A 23,059-nucleotide genomic window follows, 5' to 3' on the forward strand; every position below is an offset into this window, starting at 1 on the left:
GCGATAATTAATTATAAAAACTGCAAGGAGGCTTCTCATGATTCGTGCAATCTTATTCGACTTAGATGGAACACTATTAGATCGGCGCCAATCTTTAGAACAATTTATTTGTGAGCAATATAATCGCTTCGCCTCACATTTGAAGAGTATAGAGAAATCAAAGTATTGTTCTCGATTTCTTGAACTCGATAATAATGGCTATACGTGGAAGGATAAAGTATATGCTACTCTCCTTTCCGAATACAACATTACTACTTTAACGTAAGAGCAACTACTACACGACTATATTACAAACTTCCAACATCATTGTATTCCTTTCAAAAACACGCATGAACTACTTCAACAGTTAAAACAGCGAAACATTAAAATTGGTATTATCACAAACGGTTTTACTGAATTTCAGATGAGCAACCTTCGAGCACTACATATACATACGTATACAAACACCATTCTCGTTTCAGAAGCTGAAGGAATTAAAAAACCTCATCCTGAAATTTTCGAACGTGCTTTGCAAAGACTAGATGTTAAGGCAGAAGAATGTCTTTATGTTGGAGATCATCCAGAAAACGATGTGCTTGGTTCTGAACAAGTAAGGATTCTTGGTGTTTGGAAAAAAGATTCGTTTTGGGGTGATTTTAAGCATTCACGTATCGTAGATGATTTGTTGGAGGTGCTTTCGTTTTTAGAGGTGGAGATAAAAATACAATAATAGTAATTAAATTATATCAACAATTTTCACAATATATTGATTTACCGACAAAAAATAATAAGAGGAGGCAGTTGTTCAAAAACGCCTCCTCTTATTATTCATATACTGTAAACTGCGGTTTACTCGGATGATCTTTTACTAGCGCATCATCTGGAAACTTTGAAACTTTTTGATATAAGGCAATGTCACCGATACAACCTGCTGTTAGTAGAATTCCTAAAAATGAGAGTGGCTCCAGATTCATAGCTACTCCCAATACAATTGGCAAAATTCCAGTTGGTAAAAACGGAAGCATTAACACTTTCTTCATTTGCTTTACTGTAACCGCCTGTTTAGAATGAGCATATGCAACACCTAATTTCCAATTAACGCCCCATTTTAGTTCACTCCACGGAACACCTCCGATATAGCGAAAGCCAATTAAATGTATCGCTTCATGAATACAAACGAGAACAATCATTGCGATAATAAAAAGAAACATCGTTAATAATGTAACTTCAACTTGAACCCCACCTGAAAGAAATATATGCAAATAACCAATTCCAAACGACAAAGCAATTATTATAAAAAATAAAGAAAAGTTTAATTTAACCATCGAAACAGTAACAGTCGTTTCTTTTCTTTTATCCATCTTCCCCCTCCTAAAATGTAAATATATCTTTACAAAATTGTATAATATACCCAAAATAATGTAAAGATATATTTACATTTATTCTTACATACAAAAAAAGAAACCGGCTACTTTACTTCGTAAAACAGCCGATTTCTTCTATATGTTTCATCGTACGCGCTAATACGTCATCGCGCATTATAAAGCTAAATTTTCTATTCGTTTTAATGTTGTCAGGAATGTCTTTTAATAAAACAGACCCTTTCGTTTCTTCGTAATGCGTATGTTCTTCTACCGCACTAATTGTTGCAAAATAAATGTTTTTAATGATTATTTTGTCTTTTCCAGATACTTTGTATTGTCCTAAGTAAGTTAAATCAGAAACTATGCCGCCGGTTTCTTCATGAACCTCTCGAACTGCCGCTTCTTCCGGTGTTTCCCCTAGTTCTACTTTACCACCTGGAAATTCAAGACCGCGACGTAAATGATGCGTTAATAACCATTGATCCCCGTACCGGCATACAACCCAAACATGCTTTGGCTCAGGAGAAAATGGATAACGTTCAAACGATAATTGTACAGTGTTGTGGTAATAATCTTTAAATTTGTACATGCCATTACTCCCCTATTGATGGTTACAAGTTTTTCCTACCACAAATTGTAGCATATTCTCGCTTTTCTGCATAATATTATCCAATTACAATCCATTGATTATTCCCATTTGTGCGACTAATTCTTTCGTCTCATGATTTCCTAAATCGTAAATCATTTTATATGCTTTTTGTAGTTGTTCATCATATCGGTCATTATTTGAATCGTGATGATACTCAACAAATGGAACGTGGGAGCGTACAAATGACCCTAAATCTTCTACATATGCTTGATCAAAGTGCTCTCTTAATTCCGTAATTTCCTCATCATTTGCGGAAATCTCAAAATTATACGTATCCGCCGTCTTCACTTGTGAAATTTGACCGTTTCCTATTGATATATAATATGTTTTTTTCGTCTCCATGTAACACCCTTCTTTCATCCTTTTATTTTCTATTGTTTTCATCAATTACAAAATTATGTAAAATAAAGAAAAGGAGGGATTTTATGTTCAAAATATTAATTATCGGTATTATCATCGTCCTAATCATCCTCGTACTCTCCGTCATGACAATTAATAAAGGCTATGCTTATAAACATTCCGTCGATAAACTAGAAGACAATCCTTATACAAAAAAGAATAAGGAGAATTCCTAATATGCTTCGTATACTTCGCATCATAGTAGCACTCACTGTGAGCGTTATGTCGGCAATTGGATTATATACAGGTCAAAATAATTCTTTACCTCTTTCACAATTTCTATTAGGGGCTTTAATGTTTCTCATCGCATTTGAACAAATAAAGAAAAGGGAATCAGCAACTGGACTTATTTGTATTATTGCCGGTGCTTTCATTTGGATTGTTCTCATTATTACCTACATAAAATAGAGGAGGTCTTTTATGCTAAAAGGGGGACGGATTACTTTATCACTTATTGCCTTATCTATAGCAATCTATGGATTTTTTACTGGTAATAGAGAAATAATCCCTTATATGTTCATCTTTTTAGGAGGTATGGCCCTCACCATAAGTTTAGAGGAAATATTAAAACAGCAAACAGGAGGTAGTGTGCTCGCTCTACTAGCAGGAGCCGCTGCTTTATTTATTGGTTTCACAGAAATATTCTAGTAAATGGTCTAAAGGGGGCTATACGATGCTAACTCTAACTATATTACGGATTTTTTTAGCATTTTTCATGCTTCTCTTACTCACTCTAAGCACTTATGTCCATTTTACCGATAATTTTTCACTTCTCCCATACGTACAATTTATTCTCAGTTGTTCCTTTATTCTTCTAGGAATTAATGAGTATCCCGTATTTTTTCGTTTCTAGTCTCATATTCTTCTTTTTAATATCAAACTCTTTCGCTACATGTAGAATAAAATTTCGATCAATTTAGCATTTATAATTATTTTCTCTCAGTAACTATTTCTTTCTACTTAAGGGGGATTCCATGTTAAAAAACATTCAAATTATAATCGCCACTATCGCTCTTTCTCTCGCCCTATTTAGCTTCTTTGCAAACTTCACTATTCTTTTACCTTACGTGTTTATCCTTTTAAGTATTATGTTTATCCTTTTTGGAATTGATGAAATGAAGAAACGGGAAAAAGCAAAAGCATTTGTTTATTTTCTCGGTTCTGCCTTTGTTTTATATGTTGGAGTATCTAATATATTTTCATAAAAAAGAAGAGTATGTTCGCTCTTAGTACAATAAAAAAACTGCCCTTTCACAGGCAGTTTTCCTTTTTATCCAAACACTTTCTCAAGTTCATCTTTATCTTGGCTTAACCAGAAGTTCATTAAGCGTTGTGCTCCTTCTAAATCGTGAAGCTTCGCTTGACCACATTGTGTTTCATTTGCAGCTGGAATTTCTGTAATTTGAACCGCATCTTTTAATGTTAGTTCTAATAAATCAATAATTTCTCGTACTGTCGGTGTTCCGCTTACTACAAGATAATATCCTGTTTGGCAGCCCATCGGTGAAATATCGATAATATCAAAGTGCGGATAACGATCAATATATTTACGTAAATTAAATGCTAATAAATGTTCTAACGTATGAATAACATCTGGTTTCATTGCTTGTTTATTCGGTTGGCAGAAACGAATATCGAATTTATTTACAATACCGTCACTACCTACATTGTGAACTCCGCAATGTCTTACATAAGGTGCCTTTACAATCGTATGATCTAATTCAAAGCTTTCTACTGATGGCATACAACATCTCTCCCGCTTTTAATTTAATTCCGTTATATCCAATATGATATAACGGAAATGCACATTAGTAAAGTATTATGTACAGTCGTGCTATAATACTTTAAGAATATGCTGAAAAGGAGACCGTTATGAAACAGATTTTTATTGGGATTATACGCTTTTATCAAAAATTCATTTCTCCGATGACACCACCAACATGCCGTTTTTATCCGACTTGTTCTCATTACGGATTAGAGGCGTTTCAAAAACATGGTGCATTCAAAGGCTTTTGGCTTACTTGTAAGCGTATATTAAAATGTCACCCTTTCCACCCGGGAGGATTTGATCCTGTCCCAGATAAAAAGGATGACAAAGTAAATTCTTAATTGTCGTAACCATTTACAACTAAATCTAATTTTCCTGTATCAGGATCTATAACAAGACCGTGAACAGGTACTTCTTCCGGAAGTAATGGGTGGTTGCGAAGTACTGATACGCTATGTTCTACACTTTCTTCCACACTAGAGAAACCGCGCAAGAATTGTTCTAAATCGATTCCAGAATAACGAAGCATATCTAATTTCTCTTCTGTTATACCGCGTTCTTTCATTTTCTCAATCGTACTGCTTGCTTGAATTTTTGCCATACCACAATCATGGTGACCAACTACACAAACTTCATCAGCGCCAAGTTCGTATACAGCGACTAAAATACTACGCATAATACTTCCAAATGGATGTGAAATAACAGCGCCTGCTACCTTAATAATTTTCACATCACCGTTACGCATATTCATCGCTTTCGGTAATAGTTCAACAAGTCGTGTATCCATACAAGAAATAATTACCATCTTTTTGTTTGGAAATTTCCCCGCTACAAACTCTTCATATTTTTTCTCTTCAACAAATTTCTCATTGTACTGCAAAATCTCTTCTAATGACTTCATAGTAAGGAACCCTCTTTTCTCTCATTTACACTACATAAATAGTGTACCAAAATATGAAAAACTCAAAAAGGATATCGCTTTATAGTAAAAATAAGATATTTTCAGATAATCGACATAATTCTTTCAAAATATACACACAGCTTTGTAACAAGTTTCACATACTTTAAACGTATTTTCACTATAAACTGATTGTAGATAATGTAAAAAAGGAGTGAATATTCATTATGTCCGACGTTCTGTTACTGAGTCGTTTTCAATTTGCAATTACTATTTTTTATCACTTTTTATTTGTACCTTTGACAATCGGACTTGTCATTTTAGTAGCATGTATGGAAACTCAATACGCCCGCACATTGAATCCAACATACCGCAAAATGGCAAATTTCTGGGGTAAATTATTTACAATTAACTTCGTAATGGGGATTATAACCGGGATTACGATGGAATTCCAATTTGGAACAAACTGGTCTGAGTACTCCAAATATATGGGAGACATTTTCGGATCACCTCTCGCAATCGAAGCACTTGTTGCCTTCTTCTTAGAATCTACTTTCATGGGAATATGGTTATTCGGTAAAGACAAAATTTCACCAAAGTTCCGTGCCTTCTGCATGTGGATGGTTGCACTTGGAACAAACATTTCTGCCCTTTGGATTATTACAGCAAACGGCTTTATGCAAAACCCTGTTGGCTACGTAGTACGTAACGGCCGCGCTGAATTAAATGATTTCTGGGCACTCGTTACGAATCCATACGCTTGGAATATGTTCTTCCATACTGTAGTTGGTTGTTATATTGTTGGTGCTTTCTTCGTTATGGCAATTAGTTCCTATCACTTATTACGTAAAAATGAAGTTGAATTCTTCAAAAAATCATTTAAGTTCGGCTTAATGTTAGGCTTATTCGCCGCAACAATTACACCGTTTATGGGACATCAATCTGGTGTATCAGCAGCTAAATATCAACCCGCAAAAGGAGCTGCGATGGAAGCAGTTTGGGAAACTGGAAAAGGACAAGGCTTCTCAATTGTTCAAATTCCTGATGTAAAAAATGAGAAGAACTTTGAATTCCTTACGATTCCAAAACTCGGAAGCTTCTTCTACACAAATTCATTTGATGGCGAAATTGTTGGTTTAAAAGATATTCCGAAAGATGAACGTCCAAATGTTAACCTCGTGTATTATAGCTTCCGCTTAATGGTTGCACTCGGTATGTTCTTTATGGCATTAACTTGGTATGGCTTCTATTTAAACCGAAAAGGAAAACTAGAAAACTCAAAACGTTATTTAAAAATTACAATATGGTCTGTCTTACTTCCTTATATTGCGATTAACGCAGGATGGATTGTCGCTGAAGTAGGTCGCCAACCATGGACAGTATATAAACTAATGCGTACAGCAGAATCTGTATCGCCTATATCTGTCCCGCAAATTTGGTTCTCATTAATTAGTTTAATTTTATTCTACACTTTACTTTTAATCGCAGACGTATACTTAATGCTGAAGTTCGCGAAAAAAGGACCTGCCGCATTAGAAGAACCTGCTACTGAGGGAGGTGTGGCTCATGTCTCATGATATGCTTGCAATCATCTGGTTCGGTTTATGGGGCGTGATTTGGACAGTTTACTTCATTCTTGACGGGTATGCACTTGGTAACGGAATGATTTTTCCTTTCGTTACGAAAGATCGACAAGAACGAAATCAATTACAAGAAGCAATTGGCCCGTTCTGGGGCGGTAATGAAGTATGGTTAATTACAGCTGGTGGCGCAACATTTGCTGCCTTCCCAGTCACATATGCTAATATGTTTAGTTATTTATATACACCGTTATTCTTAGTATTACTTGCACTATTTGCTCGTGCCGCTGGACTGGAATTCATGCATAAAGATGATTCACCAATTTGGCAAAAAACTTGTAAATGGGCATTTGCAATTGGCAGTTTCTTAATCGCCTTTTTATTCGGTGTTACATTTGCTAACTTGTATTACGGACTACAAATCGGAAAAAATGGCTATGAAGGAAATTTACTTAGCTTACTAAACCATTACGGTATATTAGGTGGTCTTTTCTTCACTGCTATATTTGTCGTATCCGGTGCCCTTTGGGTCATGATTAAAACGACTGGTGAAGTATCCGACCGTGCTTATAAAATCGCAAGACCGTTTTCAATGGCAGCTGCTATCATTTTAGCTATTTTCTATGTAGCGACTGCTAATCGAACAAACTTATTCCAAAACTTTACGGAATATCCGGTACTATTCATTCTTCCAGTACTTGCAATGCTAATGAGTGTACTCGCACTAATTATGGTGTACAAACATAAAATTGGCCTTGCATTCACATTCGTTTGCCTAACAATCGCAATGTTTATGACAACTGGCTTTGCAGGTATGTTCCCAAGAATGTTACCATCTCGTATTAACGATGCATACAGTACAACGTTATACAACGCAGCTGGTAGTCAATTAAACTTAAAAATTATGTTCTTCGTTGCAATGGTCATGGTACCAATCGTTATTGGATATCAGCTTTGGAGCTACAGTATATTTAAAAATAAAATTCATAAAGACTCTGCTAAAGGGTATCACTAAGGTAAAAAAAGACACTTCATTTGAAGTGTCTTTTTTATACGTATGATTTTCGATAAGATGTTATATTTCTAATCTAACAACTATACTACAGAAGAATCATTAACAGCTCACAGCTAGATTGTATCATAGGGCAACTTCATCATTTTATGCAATTTTACATACTGTACTATAAAGTAAACTGTATCCCCTGATCATTCGCATCATTATCCCATACATCAGCTGTACTAATCCCGCTAAACGTTTGTACTTTCATTCCTGTATTTGATGATCCCGATCCATTATAAGCCTTCGTCTTTTCAATCGGCTGTACGTTATATTTGTCACCTACATTAATTGTTCCATTGCAGTTTTCAATAATAACACCTTCCACAACTGCCGGCATTTTGTCACCCACTTTCATTTCTTTACTTTTATTTTATGAAAATCGCCTAGAAAAATAGCATGTTTCAATAAGAAAAAGCACTCAATTTGAGTGCTTTTTCTTTAAGCATAAAGACAAGTTTGGAGACAGTTGACTTCTTCAAAATTTTATTAGGGGTAATATTTTGAAAAAGAAAGCCTTTCATATGTAGGTTAACACCACTGGAATATATAGTAAATTGATAATATTTATACGGAAGATTGCTAATGTTTAGTATAGATAGTTTACACTATGCTAACAGTGTAAACTATCTATACTAATAAAAAAAGGTGCCTTCAAAAAAGACACCTTTCAAAAACAGACACTATAAAACAGAATTATTTATTGTTATACGATTGTTAGATACAAAAAGTAGAGGGAAATGTTTGTATGAAATTCTGCTTTATAAAGTCTGTCTACAACTTATATTGTAATCCTCTTCATTTGAAAAAAAATATAATATGCACAATTGCATACAAAAAGAAAAAGCACTCTACTGAGTGCCTTTTCAACCATTTTACTTTTAATATATCGCTTTGAATATATTGTAACATACGTATCTATATATTTTATTGAGAAAATTCAAAATCCTTTTTCTTTCATTTTCACTTATAAAATCATGTAATATAAAAGGTATGTCAAATTCTTATACAAGTTGAGGTGTACTATATTTATGATGTATTTCGGAATTATTCCTCTTATATTATTTATTATTTTTCTTATCTCATATTTAAAAGATCCGCGAAAAATAATAAACGGCTTTTTATTTAATGCCTTTATCTGTTTTTTCCTTCTTTTTTGTGTGATTGTATCATTGAACTCAGATAGTGATGTCCTACGCTACATTATATTTTTACCTTTTTTAGCACTTCTCATTATGCTTCCTTTCGGTATTGTTGCTTTAATGTTTGGGCTATTTCTTAATGCTAGAATTTTAATGAAGCGAGAAGGACGACGGTTCACTAACTGTTTAACACTCCTTGCTGCTTTAGGGATGTTATTCTTTATGTTACTCCCTATTATAAATCCAGCAAGTTTGGTTTCATCGCATTTAGAGCCTATTTTTGCAGCTATTTCTCTTATAAGCATATATTTCTTTATACACTTATCTAACTTCTTAAGTGCATATTTTTTATACCAATTCAACAGACCAAGACGTAATCAAGATTTCATCATCGTTCTTGGTAGCGGCTTAATTAATGATAAAGTACCACCTTTACTTGCAAGCCGCATTAATAAAGCGATTGACTTCTATTGGAAACAAGCCGCTGTTAATACACCACCAACAATTATTTTTTCTGGTGGACAAGGTCCAGATGAAGGTCTTCCAGAAGCGGAAGCGATGCAAAGTTACGCTGTTGAAAAAGGAATTCCTCTTGAACATACAGTCCAGGAAAGTCGCTCTGTAAACACATATCAAAATATGCTGTTCTCTAAAGAAATTATGGATTCTTTAAAACCAGAAGGTAAATATAAAAGTATTTTTACAACGAATAATTTCCACCTTTTCCGTGCTGGTATATATGCAAGACAAGCCGGTCTTAATAGCCAAGGAATCGGATCAAAAACTGCATTTTATTACTGGCCTAACGCAATGATCCGTGAATATGTTGCGATTGTCGTAATGGGACGCAAGCGCCATATGAAAATATGTGGAACTATTTTAGGTTTCGCTTTATTCGTATCAGTACTTAGTTTTATATTTTCTTAATAGCATCCCATCCTTTGAAAGGATGGGATTTCTTATACTGATTTCAAAAATATTTTAAAGATAATATGGTGATAATATTCCCTGCATACATCCATTAAAGGAGAATTTTTTCAAATTAAATGTTAAAATAAAATTTAGGTGTGAATTACGTAACAAATAAGAAACTAGTTTGAAACGAGGAAATTACATGGAGAAAATTATCAAAAACAAGCCCAATAAGCTAAGAATTGCTTCAAAAGCTTTGATGATTATTATTGGGGCATTTATCACAGCGTACGGATTAGAAGCAGTATTAATTCCAAATAACGTATCAGACGGTGGTGTAACTGGTTTAAGTATCGTTAGTTCAAGATTATTTGGATTGCCATTAGGAGCTCTAATCGCAGTTATTAACATTCCTTTCGTTTGGTTAGGGTATAAGCAAATCGGTAAAAGCTTTGCGATTTATTCTATTATCGGAATTGCTTCATTAGCAGTAGGTACCGTTGTCATGCACGGAATACCAGCTATTATTGAAGGCGATACATTATTAGTTACAGTTGTTGGTGGTATTATCATCGGTTTTGGTATGGGACTAGCATTACGTAACGGTGGGGCATTAGATGGAATCGATATGCTTGCTGTATTGCTTTCTCGTAAGTTACCATTTGGAACGAGTGACCTTATTTTATTCTTAAACATGTTCGTATTTATTTTCGTATCAACGGTATTCGGCCTGCAAGGAGCTATCCTTTCGGCAATTGCTTACTTTATCGCTTCGAAAGTGATTCATATCGTTGAAGTTGGTTTAAGTGGTTCAAAAGCATTTAAAATTATTACAAAAGAGCCTGAATTAATGGTAGAAACAATTCGCGATCGTTTAGGCCGAAGTGCAACATATAACGAAGTATACGGTGGTTATTCAAGAGAGAAGTTTAAAGAAATTTCATGTGTAATTAACCGTTTAGAAGAAAGTAAAATGAAAGAACTTATTAATGAAATCGATCCACACGCCTTTATTACAGTTTATGACGTAGCAGAAGTAAAAGGCGGTAACTTTAAGAAACGTGATATTCATTAATCGTTATGAAAAAGAGGGTGTGCCAAAATTTTGGCACACCCTCTTTTTATTATTAAGTTGCTATCGTTGTCAGTTTTTGTCGGTAAGTCGATATATTTCAAAAATCGCTGATATATTTTTACTTCCTCCCTTATGCCTAAATCGTACCACATGAGAGGAATTAATTCCCATAACAAAAAAGACCAAAAAGCAAATTCCACTTTTCGGTCTCTACACTATCTTCTCTTCGTAATTTTTCCTGAACCACCGACCCTCGTTTTCGGAGGAGATGTATTCCTTGGCGGCGTTTTAATAGATGATTTTGGCTTCACATCTGATCCGCTTGAACCGCCTGGTGTTTTTGTAATCTTACCCTTGCTTCCAGTAGAAGGTGGGGGCGTAGTATTACTTCCTTTTTCAGTAATACTTCCCTTATCACCTACTGATGGTTTCGAATCTACATTATCGCCTCGCTTAATGATAGACCCTTTCCCTTCCTTCGTAATTGGAGGTGGGGTTTTCTTTTCTTCTTTCGTAGGTGGTCTCTCTGGAATAACTGGTTTATGATTTTGTCTGTCATTATATCCTCGATAATCACCGTATGATGATTTTCGTGAACCGAATATATCGTTTAATATGCTACCCATAATATATCCTTGCAAGAAGGACGGTTGGTAATTTTGACGGACAAATTCTTTATTACTTATTTCAATTAACGTATCAGATGGTTTCTCTTTATCCTTTTGCAGGTTATAAATCTTATCAGAATAAACGAGGAACATTTGATTTTCGTCTTCTTTAGATGCTTGCTTCGGTTCTCTTTCGTTAATGAGTTCCTTCGCTACTTCAGGAACTGACCGATTGGCGGCCCTATACACGTAAGATTCTTGTTTACCTTCCTTGGCAACAGATTCAAGTGGATAACGGTCTTGAATCGACTTTGTCTGCCCGCCTTGACAACCTGATAAGGCATAACCAGCAACAACAAGTAATATAACGATAGCAAGTATAGGGATCACAAACGATTTAATCATGGTAAACAATCGGTTTGACATGATTACGCCCCCTTACGTTGCTCTTATAATTTGTACATCAGCAGGAATGATTGCTTCTCCCTCATACATCATTGTGCGACCATTTTGCCATTCAATACGCAATAATTTTCGATTATCTGATTGGAATTCCCATATATACTGTTCTTCTGAAGCTGAGAATGGAGTTTTTCCCATCACAACAACACGTCCGTTATATTGTTCTTCCATATGGTACTCGATATCATCCATTTCAATTGTCGTCGGAATTTCATCAATTGAATCTAAGCGACCATCAATTGGAGTATATAATTTGTAATACGTATTTTCTCGGTCTTCAATTTTTAAATAACGAATATCTTTTCCATCTTGCAATGTCAAAACAATTTCCTTACGCGAATGCATACTCGTTTTCCCAATTAATTCATACATAACTAATGAAACTTCAATCATATCGCCAGGAGCTAACGTTAAAAGACTCTTTTCCGGCTTCGGTGGCTCTGGGCTTTTCATTATATTTTTAATTCGTTTAAATAAACTCATGATCTACCCCTCCTTTTCTCTTTATAAACAAGCACCTAAAATTAGTGCACCAACAATATGTAATGATCCGGCTAACATCGCATGTGCAACGCTACCTTCTTTCGTACCTTCTTCTAAATCAAGACCAGACATTTTCTTTAATACGAATTCGATAAACATTTCTACCACTAATAAAATAACGAAAGAAACTGCTGATGCAAGAAGTGCTTGCCATAAATCATTTGCTTTCGTTATCGATTGAGATAAAATGTACCCTTGTGCAAATAATTTCATAATAAAACGAGTTGTTACAGCTGTATTTCCATTTTTGATTTCTTTTAAATCATTGTATTTTGTAAAAATTGAATCAACCCACATAATTGCAAATAAAAGTACTGCACTCGCTCCAGTCCATACAAGCATGGCAACTACATTCATCCATGTCATTGCAAAACCTCCTCTAAAATATAATAGAAAACCGACATGAATATATTTAGACATGTCGGTTCATTTGTCTTTATTCTATATTATTTCTCATACTGCTTCATAATACGAGCTAATTCATCGTCAACAGCAGAATTTTTGTTTAAGCTTGCGAATTCATCATCTAATGATTTTTCTTTCTTATAAACTTCACCGCTTGCTTCCGCTTCAGCCTCTAATTGAAGGGCTTTCTCTTCCATACGGCTTAAACCAGCTTTTGCTGAATTTGAATCAAATCCAGACATCGCCTGATTAATATTTTTCTGTGCTTTCGCAGCATTTACACGTGCTACAAGTGTTTCACGTTTATTTTTCAGCTCTGTTAATTGCTTACGCATTTCTTCTAGCTTTAGGCGCAGGTTATCAGCAGCAGTTTTATTTTGCTCGTAGCTTGCTTTATACTCATTCATTTTTTGCTCTGCATTTTGTTTTTCTTCTAATGCACGACGCGCAAGATCTAAGTTATTAGCTTGAACAGCCATATGAGCCTGCTCTTCACGTTTTTTCACAAGTGCTTCTTGCTCTTCAAATAATATTTTGAATTTCTTCTCAAGTGCGATTTGAGCTGCTACACTTTTCTCAGCCTCTTGTACATCGGCTTGCATATCGCGTAAATATTGATCAGTCATCTTAACTGGATCTTCCGCTTTTTCAATTAACGAATACACATTCGACATTGTTAAATCTCTTAATCGTTTAAATACAGACATCTAAATTCCTCCTATGATATACCTCATATTTCAAATTCACTACTTGGAAAACTGAAAAATCTCCCTTTACAGTAAAGAATATTCATTTTACAGCCTATGTGTTTATTATAACAAAACTAATATGTCCTTACATGTTATTTCCAAAATACATCCATTATAATATGACATTTTATATATAATATTGTATTTACAATATATTATAATTATATCTATTTGGAATTAACTTACTTTTGTGCAATTTCACTAAATTACATAAGTGTAATGTTACTGTAAGCTAACTCGATAGTTGCATTCCAATATTTCTTATACACTAATATCAGAAGCAACAAACAAGCTTCTTCGCATGTAAGCAACGATACAAAAATTGTATTTACTATAAAACAGATAAAAGGAGAAATCATCATGAAAAAATTAGTAGGAATCGGATTAGCAGCAGCAATTTCACTTGGAGCATTATCAGGTTGTTCTTTATTAGGAGAGAAAGCGAACGGCTTTGTACTGTACGGATCAGAAGAACAAGTTCAGCAAATTACAGATAAAAACAAAAAAGAAGTGAAAGAAAAAGACTTCTATAAAATGAAAATGACAACATTAGATGGTAAAAAAGTTCTTGTAATGGATAAGAAAACTGGTGAAGAACTAGTGAAAAAAGAGTTACTTAGCAAAGTTGATGAAAAAGACAACACGAAACCACTTGATAAATTACCAGCTGTAACAACAGAACAAGGTGTATTATTTGCAAAAGAAAAAGTAGAAAATGCTGCACTTGATGGGGCAAAATTAAAATATGAAGGCAACACAATTATCGGAAGTGGTCGTGCATATACAGATATGTATGCGATTGTCGATGACGCAACTTACAGCAATGTAAAAGGTGATGAAAAATCTGTAGGTGTATTAAAATTTGATAAAGACCCAAGTAAAGAATTCCCTGGTTACAAAGGCGTAGAAGCTTCTCAACTTGTAAAAATTAAAAAGTAAAACAAAAAAGCTTTGCGAAATTCGCAAAGCTTTTTTCTATTTATTATGAGCAATTTGCTCCATATCCGGGCTACAAGTTTGCGACTGACATGACTTATTTAAAGAACATGCCGCGCATTTTCCTTTTTTACTTCTCTTTACAAAATTAACTAACGTATATGCTGCATAACCAAAAATGATAGCTCCAATTATAATATTGACCATCATCACAATACATCTCCTTCTAGAATCCGAGTAAGGATCCAACTCGGTATATAATGAGCGTTAATACATAAGCAACTACGAGTGGATAAACGACTGAAAAAATCGTCCACTTCGCTGATCCTGTTTCACGTTTAATAACAGCTACCGTCGCTAAACACGGAACATATAATAAAATAAAGAACATAAATGCATAAGCTGATAATGCTGTATAATGTGCTCCCATTACATTTCCAAGCACATCTTCTTTAACTGCATAAATAATTGCCATTGTAGAAACGACAACTTCCTTCGCTAAAAATCCTGTTAAAAGGGATGCTGCAGCTTGCCACGTTCCGAAGCCGAGCGGTGCAAATAATGGTGCGATAAATCCACCAATCATCGCTAAGTAGCTATCTCCCATATCAACGCCGAATCCTGATGGACCTGCATAGTTTAATAACCAAATAACAACCGAACCACCAAAGATGAATGTACCAGCTTTACGAACAAATCCCTTTCCTTTCTCCCACGTGCTTAGCCATAATGTTTTTGCTTGTGGCACACGGTAAGGCGGTAATTCAATTACGAAAATAGACTTTTCCGCTTTCAAAATTGTAAGAGACATAATTTTTGTAACTAATAACGCAAGAACAATCCCTGCAACATATAAAGAAAATACAACAGTCGCCTGACTATGCGGGAAAAATACGCCCGCAAATAATGCATATACAGGTAATCGTGCTGAACAAGACATAAATGGTGTTACTAAAATGGTAAGTAAACGTTCTTTTTCCTGTTCAATCGTTCTCGCAGCCATGATACCTGGAACGTTACATCCAAAACCGATAATCATCGGAATAAAAGCTTTTCCGTTTAAGCCGAAAAACTCCATAATTCTATCCATAACAACTGCAATTCGCGCCATATACCCTGAGTCTTCTAATAATGAAATAAAAAAGAATAGTGCAAAGATTTGTGGTACGAATACTAATACAGCACCAACACCGGCAATAATACCTTCTGTAACTAGTGCTTGAATAAAATCAGAAGCTCCAATACTTGTAAGTCCAGCCGTCACCCAATCCGTAAGCTGGCCACCAAAAAACTCATCTAACATATCCGATAAAGGTGTACCAATCCACGTAAACGTAACCTGAAAAATAAAAAACATAACTGCTAAAAAGATTGGAAGTCCTAAAATTTTATGTGTAATTAATCTATCAATTTTTTCTGAAAAAGGAATTTTTCCTTCTTTCTCATGCTTCATAACATTTGTTTTTAACTTTTCAATATACGCTTCACGAGTTTTGTAAATGTGCTCTTCTAACGTACAATCAAGTCTTCCTTCTAAGCGAGATCGAATGGCTATGAGTTCCTTATAAATTGGTAATGCTTTCATTTCTTTTTCTACTACTTCGTTATTGCTTAAAAATTGAAGTGCTAACCATCTCGGATGCTCGTAATTCGCTGTCTCTAAAAGAGCAATTACTTCTCCAATTCCTTCATCCATTTGTACACCATATGAAATAAGGAATGGCTTTTTCTCTTTTTTGTCATTTTCTTTAAGAGTCGTAAGCAGTTCTTCACAGCCTTTTCCACTTCTTGCAACAACAGGAACGACTGTTACACCTAATAGCTCTGATAATCGTTTTACATCAATGACAATTCCTCTTTGCTTCGCCACATCAACCATGTTTAAACCAATTGAGACTGGCTTACCAAATTCAAGTAACTGCAACGTTAAATGCATATTTCTTTCAAACTGCGAGGAATCTACGATATTTAACATATGATTAAATTCTTCTGTTAATAGAAAGTTTGTTACAACACCTTCATCACGTGAAACTGGATTTAAATCATACACACCTGGCAAATCAATTAATGTTCCTTGTCTATCTTTTAATTTACCAACCTTCTTTTCTACTGTTACACCGCTCCAGTTTCCTACGTATTCATAAGAACCAGTAAGCGCATTAAATAATGATGTCTTCCCTGTATTCGGATTCCCTAGCAAAGCTACCTTATTCACGCTAATTCCACCTTTATCATTTTCGCGTCACAATGACGAATACTAATTAACTGTCCACGACACTCCAATGTACAAGGACCTTTGAACATCGCTTTCTGTTTCAGGCGAAGTTCGCTTCCTTCAGCAAGACCGAAAGCAGCTAGTCTACGCTTTAATAGCTGATCTAAAGACTGAATACTTTTTACTAACACTTTCTCTCCAATTTTAATATCTACTAAGCTCATAACCTTCCCCCTCAGAAGAGAATGATAATTATTTTCAAAAAAATTATACCACACCCAATTTCTCTTGTACTATACCCTTTTGCTTCATATTTATTAACATTTCGCTACAATTCTATTTCAATTATTGTCATACTGTATTCGTTTGCCATTCTCATCCATTTCGCTTACAATAAACAATAACAAATAAAGAATTTCGTTATCACTGGGGGAGCCATGCCGCTGAGAGGGAACACTTCGTTCCGACCCTTCGAACCTGTTAGTTAATGCTAACGCAGGGATTGTGCAAACGTCCGAAATACATACCTCATTTTTATTTACGTATTTCGTATCCTCCTATGATATCTATTCTTTTTTGTACAACTTGGATTTAGGGGGAGACAACATGCGTAACACCAATTTACAAGCGATGATCGAATCTGCTATTCTTGCAGCCTTCGCCATGATTATCGATATTTTACCATTATCACTTAAACTTCCAACAGGCGGTTCTATCTCATTCGCTATGATTCCTATTTTTATTATTGCTTACCGCTGGGGCTTTAAATCAGCTTTCTTAGGCGGTTTAGTTTGGGGACTATTACAAATTGTCGTGGGAGATGCTTATATTTTAACACCTGTTCAAGCATTCATTGAGTACTTCATTGCCTTTGCTTTTATCGGATTTGCTGGCTTATTCTATCGTCCAATTCAAAAAGCACTTTTAACATCCAATGAAAATAGCTTAGAACAATCAAATTTAGGTAACCATAAAGACAAACATTCATCAAAACAAAATCAGGGTAAGAAAGTCCTTGCTTATATTATCCTTGCTACATTTATCGGTAGCTTTGCTCGCTATTTCTGCCACTTTATTGCCGGCATTATTTTCTGGGGACAATATGCGCCGAAAGGTCAATCAGCTGTGTTATATTCATTAATCGTAAATGGAAGTACAATGCTTGGTTCTTTTATTTTATGTACCGTTTTACTTATATTTTTATTTATCACTTCACCACGATTATTCAAAAGCATCAGTGCTTATCAAATGAATACACAAAAAAAGGGCGCTTAATGAGCGCTCTTTTTTCATATCGTAATATCAATTAAAAATACAATAAATGCGCAAAAGAAAATAAATACCATTATACTTAGCCAATTGCTATGCACGGTTCATCGACTCCTTACATAACCTCATATTCTAAACAAATTATACTGATTAAAAATAAAGATTAGGTAAAGATAATATGAAAATAAATTAAAAAAGCATAGATCATATTGTCTACGCTTTTTTCGGTAAATAGAAATAAAATAATACACCATCTTCTGTATTTTCTGCCCCATATTCAGCATCATGTAGTTCTAAAATATTCTTTGAAATAGCAAGCCCAAGCCCCGTCCCACCTTGTGAACGCTGACGAGCTGTATCCACGCGATAAAAACGATCCCAAATTTTATCTAATTGCTCTTCTTCAATATGAGTACCTTTATTTTCAATGCACACTTTTATACGATTCTTCTCATCTATTGTAGAAATAATAATATCCTCTTTATTTGGTGTATATCGTATAGCATTCGTAATGAAGTTCACGATGACTTGTTCAATCCGGCCTTGATTTGCAATCACTTCAAATGAACTTATATTTTTATGAATATGAAGTTCTTTTTTCTCTATTTCCACAGATAGATGTTCACATATACCTTCAATTACTGTATCAATATAAAACGAATCTTTTTTCATTTTATATGTACCAGATTCAAATTTAGCTAACTCAAGCATATCCAAAATTAACGTATCCATTTTGTCTACTTCTCTCTCCATTGCCTGAAAATAATACTCTTTTTTATGTTCAGCTACCCCATCTTTTAAAATAGAAATACAGCTTTTCATAATACTTAGCGGTGTTTTTAATTCATGTGAAACACCAGAAATGAATTCTTTTCGCGTCTTTTCTAACTTTCTTTCCTTTTCAATATCTTCTTCTAACTGTCCAATATGCGAATGGAGTTTATTTGATAGCACATTAATATTTTTCGATAAATCTCCAATTTCATCTTTCGAAGTAATCGGTATTTTTTCTGTGAAGTCTAAATGCGCTATTTTCTTTGTTGTATCATTTATTTTCAATAATGGCTTTGCAATTTGTTTTGAGTAATAGAACGAAGCTAGAAAAATAAGAACGACTACAAATGCAATGATATAGATATAATAATCTTGCACCATTTGTACAGCTTCATCTACCGGCTGTAAAGAAGCCATCGCATAAATATATGTTACCGATCCGTCTTTTTCTTTTATTGGTTTCATTAATAATTTATATTTTATATCATTCTTTTCGTAGTCCATTGTCTTTGTTGAATACTCTATTTGATTACTCTCTTTTAGTAACACATCCGTTTGAAATTCTTTTATACTATCCAAAAATAAAGTGTTTTTATAAATTGGATTTACGGGGCCTTTTACATCTGGAAACTGTACTTTCGTAACACGCCCTCCTATGTAAACATCTGGTTCTTGAGCAGCTTGCTCCCGAACAGCCGGCTTCTTTTCCTTACCAACTTGTTCCACAGCTGCTTTCTTTTTCTCCTCATTTAATTTACTCATTTTCTCATTAAATGCTTTTTCTAACGGTTTATTAGATCCGCTTAAATTCTGCTTAGATAAAGAAAAAGAGAATGGAATAAAACTATCTTCTTTTCTCACTCCAGAAAAATAAATTTCTTGCCCTAAAAAATGCTCCGATAATTTATTATCAATCTCCTCTATATTGACGAGATTGCCTAAAGGAATTTTAAATATTTGTTGTCCAAAGCTCTTTTGTTGCCTACGATCTATCGTTACCTCAAAATAAAAATCATCTGCATGTTTTAAATTCCCGTTCTTATCTAATGTCGTAATCCACGTATTATTTTCTCTTAAAAAGTCTTGCTCTAGTTTCTGAATTTCTTCTGCATTTCCTGCATGATTTAAATAGTTCTTCTCAAAGGAATTTAAATTCACTTTAATATCTTCCACTTTTCGATTCGCATAATATTGTTTAAAAAATATCGTTTGTCCAATAAATATCGTCGCTAAAATTAACATGCATAATGCTGTTGTAAGAGTAAATAATTTTAGAACAATCCCTTTTCTCATATATTCCCCTCAAATTTATAACCAGTTCGTACTACAGTTGTAATATACTTTGCTTTCTCTCCTAATTTATTTCTTAAATTACGAATATGGCTATTCACCGTTCGATCATCGCCAGCAAATTCATATCCCCAAATTCTTGAAATGAGTTGCTCTCGCGTTAAAACGATTCCTTGATTTTTCATGAAATACACCAATATTTCAAACTCCGTATGCGTTAAACTAACATCTGCCTCATCAACAGTAACAGTACGCGATGGAAAATGGACATGGATGCCATGAATCGATAACGTATCATCTTCGTTCTCTAAAGGTTTCTTCGATGCTTTTCTACTTTCTAATAATCGTTTCGCTCTTGCTAATAAAATTGGCGGACTATACGGCTTCGTCACATAGTCATCTGCTCCAAGTTCAAAACCAAGTAACGTATCGTCTTCATCTACGCGCGCCGTCAGCATAATAATAGGCACCTCCGACGTCTTCCTAATCCTTCGGCAAACAGACCACCCATCAAGTTCTGGCAACATAATATCTAAAATAACTAAATCAACCTCTTCTTTTTCAAATACAACTAAAGCCTCTTTCCCGTCCCTCGCTTCAAACACTACATATTGCTCACTTAAAAAATAATCTTTTAATATTTCACGTAATATGTCTTCATCTTCAACAATTAAAATATTTTTTGACATAATTTATATATCCCCCTCCCGCTTTCAGAAACTATAATTTCACTTTGAATAACTGCCAGTTAACTTCGCCTCGATAATATATCTATCTGGTGCATTCCCTATATAATTAAATGGGTAACAAGTTGTCATTGTTAATATCGGTTCTTCTTTTTTTATAATAACAGTACGATCATCCGCATGAGTAATCCATGTCTTTTGAATTTCATATGTGTACGTTTTATTATCATACTCTAAAACAAGGGTATCCTTTTCTTTCAACTCTTCTAAATCTGTAAATACAGTATCTCGATGTCCACTCAGTACAGTATGTCCCCCTCCAGATGGAGTTGTCGTTAAATCACTAACGAACATACCCACTCCTTTTTTCAAAGTCGTATCATCTGCTCCCCAATATATAGAAAACTTCTTCTTTATTTTCGGTATGTTTAACATCGCTACCTTTTCTCCTTCTTTATGTTCTGTTTGAGAAGAAGGCACTTGAGAAGTTACAGGTGTTTCACGAGAAAGTTGAGTATCTTGTATATTTTTAAGACTCTTTATTTCTTCTGCAGTTAATTGCCCGGCAGAGCTTCTTCCTTTATACCATTCCACAGCATAATAGGATCCCATGAATAGCCCTATAGCCATCAATATGATACCGATATAATTGAGTAACTTCATTCTTCATTCCTCCATGCCAAAAATGGTAGGAGTAACCTACCATTTTTAATATATGAAATTATCCCATTCTTTATAGGAAAATATTTTATTTACGCTTTAATCTTATTGCGACGATTCAAACCAAATAATGTACCTACCGCTACAAGACATGCACTTAATCCTATCATTGCTACATTATTTGATGCTGTATTTGGTAATTTTTCACCTTGTACAACTGGCTTTACTACTTCTTTTTTAGCTACTTCATTCTTTTGCTCGACTTTTATCGCTGCTTCTTTTTTTGTCATATCATTTTTTAACTGTTCTTGCGCTATTCTCTTTTTCTCTTCTTCACTCTTTTTCTCAGCTTTTATTGCTTCCTCTTTTTTAGCCATATCATTTTTTTCTTGTACTTGGGCCGCTTGTTTTTTCTCTACTTCATTTTTTTGCTGTTCCTTAATTGCTTCTTCTTTTTTAGCTTTATCTTGTTGCACTTGCGCTTCTTCTTCCTTTGTTACTGTTCCAGTATCCGCACTCGCTACTGAAGAATATCCTACTGTTAAAAATGCCATTGCACAAATTGGTAATAGTCTCTTTTTCATCTTCATTCTCTCCTTATATTTTATTCACATCAACTCGCACCGGATGTATTACTAGAATAAGCAAGAGATATAAATATAAGATGCAGATGAAATATATTTCATTTAAAGATTTCATTGTAGAAAAAGAAAAAAACATCGTAATATGTACGATGTTTTTTCGGGTGTGTGTCTCAATATTTACATGTTACTTTCGCGTGATTTGGAAGTAGAACGGGCCGGAGCGATAACTAATTGTCTCGGCTCAGTTTTCTTGAAGTGATTTTTGACGTTACACTTACGACGTTGAACAACCCACGCTTTAATAGGGTTTGTTAAAATAATCTTTTGCTCTTCGTTAGGGGCCTCTTCTTCAAACCTACAACTTTCGCTCCATTTATTCCATTTCATTGTAAATTTAGAAGAAGAATGATCATCTTCACGATCAAACAAGTGCAAAAAATCCATTTTTCCATCTAGCATTACGGTGTTACTAGTCGCTAAAAAAGAAAAGGTCGTCCAACGTTTCTCCATGCCCTCCTACTCCTTTTTCACATATAGAGTGCCTAAAACTTAATTTACCTAAAATATGCTTGCCTTTTACCTTACACCCATAGTTTATCCAAAATGCTATTATGCAACTATCGATTTGCCTTACAACTACCTTACATTTTTGTAAGAAACAAAAAAACCTTCACTCTATATAATGAAGGTTTCTTACTTGTTATCTATATGATCTCTCATATCATCAAGTCCAGCTTCTTTTAGCTGCGACATCATACCGTGCGAAATTGCTCCTAACACTAAAGTCATTCCAATTAATGAAATACGAATCGCAGGTACATCAATTACGTAAGCCAACAGGCCAAGAACAATTGTTAAAAGTAATGCTTTTATAAATGTTACACTTGTGTACTGTTTCTTCTTCATCATATTCACCCTTTATGGAAGCGTTTTCTTAATATAATTAGTATATCATATCATCAGATGATTTTGTCGTTATCTTTGTAAAAAATTACTATCTCCTTTGACTTTTTCTATTCTATCCTTTACAGTCGAAATGTTCATAAGTTTTACAC

30 protein-coding genes, 1 pseudogene and 1 riboswitch are annotated in these 23,059 nt (G+C 34.5%); of the genes and pseudogenes, 12 read left to right on the plus strand and 19 right to left on the minus strand.

The features are described 5' to 3' along the window. Positions 1–37: 37 nt before the first annotated feature. Positions 38–709, plus strand: a pseudogene (locus ACUN13_RS05400) (HAD family hydrolase). A 94-nt stretch (positions 710–803) separates the two neighbouring features. On the opposite strand, the gene ACUN13_RS05405 reads toward ACUN13_RS05400, so the two are convergent. From ACUN13_RS05405 to ACUN13_RS05415, 3 genes are all read right to left on the minus strand, one after another. Continuing rightward, positions 804–1,340, minus strand: a complete 537-nt coding sequence (locus tag ACUN13_RS05405; RefSeq protein ID WP_025687315.1) for a DUF3267 domain-containing protein — start codon at positions 1,338–1,340, stop codon at positions 804–806. Between the two features lie 112 nt (positions 1,341–1,452). Beyond that, positions 1,453–1,932 (minus strand): antimutator 8-oxo-(dGTP/GTP)ase, encoded by a 480-nt coding sequence (gene mutTA, locus ACUN13_RS05410; RefSeq protein ID WP_000276385.1) that lies wholly within the window; start codon positions 1,930–1,932, stop codon positions 1,453–1,455. A gap of 84 nt (positions 1,933–2,016) precedes the next feature. Continuing rightward, the gene (locus ACUN13_RS05415; protein ID WP_000448409.1) at positions 2,017–2,334 is read right to left on the minus strand and encodes a hypothetical protein; all 318 of its coding nucleotides are present in this window, start codon (positions 2,332–2,334) and stop codon (positions 2,017–2,019) included. An 83-nt stretch (positions 2,335–2,417) separates the two neighbouring features. On the opposite strand from ACUN13_RS05415, the gene ytzI reads away from it, so the two are divergent. The 4 genes from ytzI to ACUN13_RS05435 all read left to right on the plus strand — a co-directional run bounded on the left by ytzI (position 2,418) and on the right by ACUN13_RS05435 (position 3,596). After that, on the plus strand, positions 2,418–2,567 hold the full coding sequence (gene ytzI, locus ACUN13_RS05420; RefSeq protein ID WP_000472794.1) for a YtzI protein: 150 nt from the start codon (positions 2,418–2,420) through the stop codon (positions 2,565–2,567). A 1-nt stretch (position 2,568) separates the two neighbouring features. Then, the gene (locus ACUN13_RS05425; RefSeq protein ID WP_088346549.1) at positions 2,569–2,799 is read left to right on the plus strand and encodes a DUF3953 domain-containing protein; all 231 of its coding nucleotides are present in this window, start codon (positions 2,569–2,571) and stop codon (positions 2,797–2,799) included. A 12-nt stretch (positions 2,800–2,811) separates the two neighbouring features. Continuing rightward, positions 2,812–3,039, plus strand: a complete 228-nt coding sequence (locus tag ACUN13_RS05430) for a DUF3953 domain-containing protein (protein WP_000911650.1) — start codon at positions 2,812–2,814, stop codon at positions 3,037–3,039. Between the two features lie 326 nt (positions 3,040–3,365). Continuing rightward, entirely contained in the window at positions 3,366–3,596 is a 231-nt protein-coding gene (locus tag ACUN13_RS05435; protein ID WP_000916668.1) for a YczI family protein, read from the plus strand. Between the two features lie 65 nt (positions 3,597–3,661). Here ACUN13_RS05435 and luxS read toward each other — a convergent pair whose 3' ends face one another. Beyond that, positions 3,662–4,135, minus strand: coding sequence for an S-ribosylhomocysteine lyase LuxS (gene luxS, locus ACUN13_RS05440; RefSeq protein ID WP_001141371.1), 474 nt, complete (start codon positions 4,133–4,135; stop codon positions 3,662–3,664). 128 nt (positions 4,136–4,263) lie between these two features. Between luxS and yidD the strand changes: the two genes are divergently transcribed. Next, positions 4,264–4,500, plus strand: coding sequence for a membrane protein insertion efficiency factor YidD (gene yidD / locus ACUN13_RS05445; protein WP_000809330.1), 237 nt, complete (start codon positions 4,264–4,266; stop codon positions 4,498–4,500). Here the strand turns inward: yidD and ACUN13_RS05450 are convergent. Continuing rightward, positions 4,497–5,060, minus strand: coding sequence for a beta-class carbonic anhydrase (locus ACUN13_RS05450; protein ID WP_000838159.1), 564 nt, complete (start codon positions 5,058–5,060; stop codon positions 4,497–4,499). The two genes, yidD and ACUN13_RS05450, sit on opposite strands and share 4 nt — an antisense overlap. A gap of 224 nt (positions 5,061–5,284) precedes the next feature. On the opposite strand from ACUN13_RS05450, the gene cydA reads away from it, so the two are divergent. Both cydA and cydB read left to right on the plus strand, forming a co-directional pair. Next, positions 5,285–6,634 carry a cytochrome ubiquinol oxidase subunit I gene (gene cydA, locus ACUN13_RS05455; protein ID WP_445423711.1) on the plus strand — a complete coding sequence of 450 codons (1,350 nt, stop codon included), beginning with the start codon at positions 5,285–5,287 and terminating at the stop codon, positions 6,632–6,634. After that, the gene (cydB, locus tag ACUN13_RS05460) at positions 6,624–7,652 is read left to right on the plus strand and encodes a cytochrome d ubiquinol oxidase subunit II (protein WP_000017662.1); all 1,029 of its coding nucleotides are present in this window, start codon (positions 6,624–6,626) and stop codon (positions 7,650–7,652) included. The genes cydA and cydB overlap by 11 nt, the downstream gene beginning before the upstream one ends. Positions 7,653–7,818: 166 nt before the next feature. On the opposite strand, the gene ACUN13_RS05465 is transcribed toward cydB, so the two are convergent. Then, entirely contained in the window at positions 7,819–8,052 is a 234-nt protein-coding gene (locus ACUN13_RS05465; RefSeq protein WP_002001299.1) for a spore germination protein, read from the minus strand. A 673-nt stretch (positions 8,053–8,725) separates the two neighbouring features. Here ACUN13_RS05465 and ACUN13_RS05470 point away from each other — a divergent pair. Both ACUN13_RS05470 and ACUN13_RS05475 read left to right on the plus strand, forming a co-directional pair. Next, positions 8,726–9,763: a YdcF family protein gene (locus ACUN13_RS05470; RefSeq protein WP_445423712.1), complete on the plus strand. Its 1,038-nt coding sequence runs from the start codon at positions 8,726–8,728 to the stop codon at positions 9,761–9,763. A gap of 187 nt (positions 9,764–9,950) precedes the next feature. Beyond that, a complete protein-coding gene (locus ACUN13_RS05475) occupies positions 9,951–10,823 on the plus strand; it encodes a YitT family protein (RefSeq protein ID WP_000411246.1) in 873 nt (290 codons plus the stop codon). Between the two features lie 215 nt (positions 10,824–11,038). Here ACUN13_RS05475 and ACUN13_RS05480 read toward each other — a convergent pair whose 3' ends face one another. The 4 genes from ACUN13_RS05480 to ACUN13_RS05495 form a co-directional block, all read right to left on the minus strand. Continuing rightward, positions 11,039–11,857, minus strand: coding sequence for a DUF4247 domain-containing protein (locus tag ACUN13_RS05480; protein ID WP_000071190.1), 819 nt, complete (start codon positions 11,855–11,857; stop codon positions 11,039–11,041). Positions 11,858–11,869: 12 nt separating this feature from the next. Further along, positions 11,870–12,376: a DUF4178 domain-containing protein gene (locus tag ACUN13_RS05485; protein WP_000051743.1), complete on the minus strand. Its 507-nt coding sequence runs from the start codon at positions 12,374–12,376 to the stop codon at positions 11,870–11,872. A 21-nt stretch (positions 12,377–12,397) separates the two neighbouring features. Further along, positions 12,398–12,802: a DUF350 domain-containing protein gene (locus ACUN13_RS05490; RefSeq protein ID WP_000220087.1), complete on the minus strand. Its 405-nt coding sequence runs from the start codon at positions 12,800–12,802 to the stop codon at positions 12,398–12,400. Positions 12,803–12,882: 80 nt separating this feature from the next. Beyond that, entirely contained in the window at positions 12,883–13,548 is a 666-nt protein-coding gene (locus ACUN13_RS05495; protein WP_025687310.1) for a PspA/IM30 family protein, read from the minus strand. 402 nt (positions 13,549–13,950) lie between these two features. Here ACUN13_RS05495 and ACUN13_RS05500 point away from each other — a divergent pair, with 402 nt between their 5' ends. Then, a complete protein-coding gene (locus ACUN13_RS05500) occupies positions 13,951–14,529 on the plus strand; it encodes a lipoprotein BA_5634 family protein (RefSeq protein WP_000737501.1) in 579 nt (192 codons plus the stop codon). A gap of 36 nt (positions 14,530–14,565) precedes the next feature. Here ACUN13_RS05500 and ACUN13_RS05505 read toward each other — a convergent pair whose 3' ends face one another. The 3 genes from ACUN13_RS05505 to ACUN13_RS05515 are packed head-to-tail and all read right to left on the minus strand — an operon-like array spanning position 14,566 to position 16,965. After that, a complete protein-coding gene (locus tag ACUN13_RS05505; RefSeq protein ID WP_000989598.1) occupies positions 14,566–14,736 on the minus strand; it encodes a FeoB-associated Cys-rich membrane protein in 171 nt (56 codons plus the stop codon). 16 nt (positions 14,737–14,752) lie between these two features. Then, a complete protein-coding gene (feoB, locus tag ACUN13_RS05510) occupies positions 14,753–16,741 on the minus strand; it encodes a ferrous iron transport protein B (protein WP_445423713.1) in 1,989 nt (662 codons plus the stop codon). Beyond that, positions 16,738–16,965 (minus strand): FeoA family protein, encoded by a 228-nt coding sequence (locus ACUN13_RS05515; RefSeq protein ID WP_000060512.1) that lies wholly within the window; start codon positions 16,963–16,965, stop codon positions 16,738–16,740. Before ACUN13_RS05515 ends, feoB begins: the two co-directional genes overlap by 4 nt. Positions 16,966–17,159: 194 nt before the next feature. Beyond that, positions 17,160–17,261: riboswitch (TPP riboswitch) on the plus strand. A gap of 86 nt (positions 17,262–17,347) precedes the next feature. Here ACUN13_RS05515 and thiT point away from each other — a divergent pair. Then, positions 17,348–18,016 carry an energy-coupled thiamine transporter ThiT gene (gene thiT / locus ACUN13_RS05520; protein ID WP_025686750.1) on the plus strand — a complete coding sequence of 223 codons (669 nt, stop codon included), beginning with the start codon at positions 17,348–17,350 and terminating at the stop codon, positions 18,014–18,016. Between the two features lie 207 nt (positions 18,017–18,223). Here the strand turns inward: thiT and ACUN13_RS05525 are convergent, their stop codons facing one another. The 6 genes from ACUN13_RS05525 to ACUN13_RS05550 form a co-directional block, all read right to left on the minus strand. Continuing rightward, positions 18,224–20,077, minus strand: coding sequence for a sensor histidine kinase (locus ACUN13_RS05525; RefSeq protein WP_001225339.1), 1,854 nt, complete (start codon positions 20,075–20,077; stop codon positions 18,224–18,226). Further along, entirely contained in the window at positions 20,074–20,763 is a 690-nt protein-coding gene (locus tag ACUN13_RS05530) for a response regulator transcription factor (RefSeq protein ID WP_025686752.1), read from the minus strand. The genes ACUN13_RS05525 and ACUN13_RS05530 overlap by 4 nt, the downstream gene beginning before the upstream one ends. A gap of 39 nt (positions 20,764–20,802) precedes the next feature. Continuing rightward, entirely contained in the window at positions 20,803–21,423 is a 621-nt protein-coding gene (locus tag ACUN13_RS05535; protein WP_025686753.1) for a class D sortase, read from the minus strand. A gap of 89 nt (positions 21,424–21,512) precedes the next feature. Next, positions 21,513–22,004, minus strand: coding sequence for an LPXTG cell wall anchor domain-containing protein (locus ACUN13_RS05540; protein WP_088344258.1), 492 nt, complete (start codon positions 22,002–22,004; stop codon positions 21,513–21,515). A 177-nt stretch (positions 22,005–22,181) separates the two neighbouring features. After that, on the minus strand, positions 22,182–22,514 hold the full coding sequence (locus ACUN13_RS05545) for a hypothetical protein (RefSeq protein WP_000415613.1): 333 nt from the start codon (positions 22,512–22,514) through the stop codon (positions 22,182–22,184). A gap of 183 nt (positions 22,515–22,697) precedes the next feature. Beyond that, positions 22,698–22,913 (minus strand): hypothetical protein, encoded by a 216-nt coding sequence (locus ACUN13_RS05550; protein WP_002041936.1) that lies wholly within the window; start codon positions 22,911–22,913, stop codon positions 22,698–22,700. Positions 22,914–23,059: the final 146 nt, after the last annotated feature.

Source organism: Bacillus cereus group sp. Bce041 (assembly GCF_052646455.1).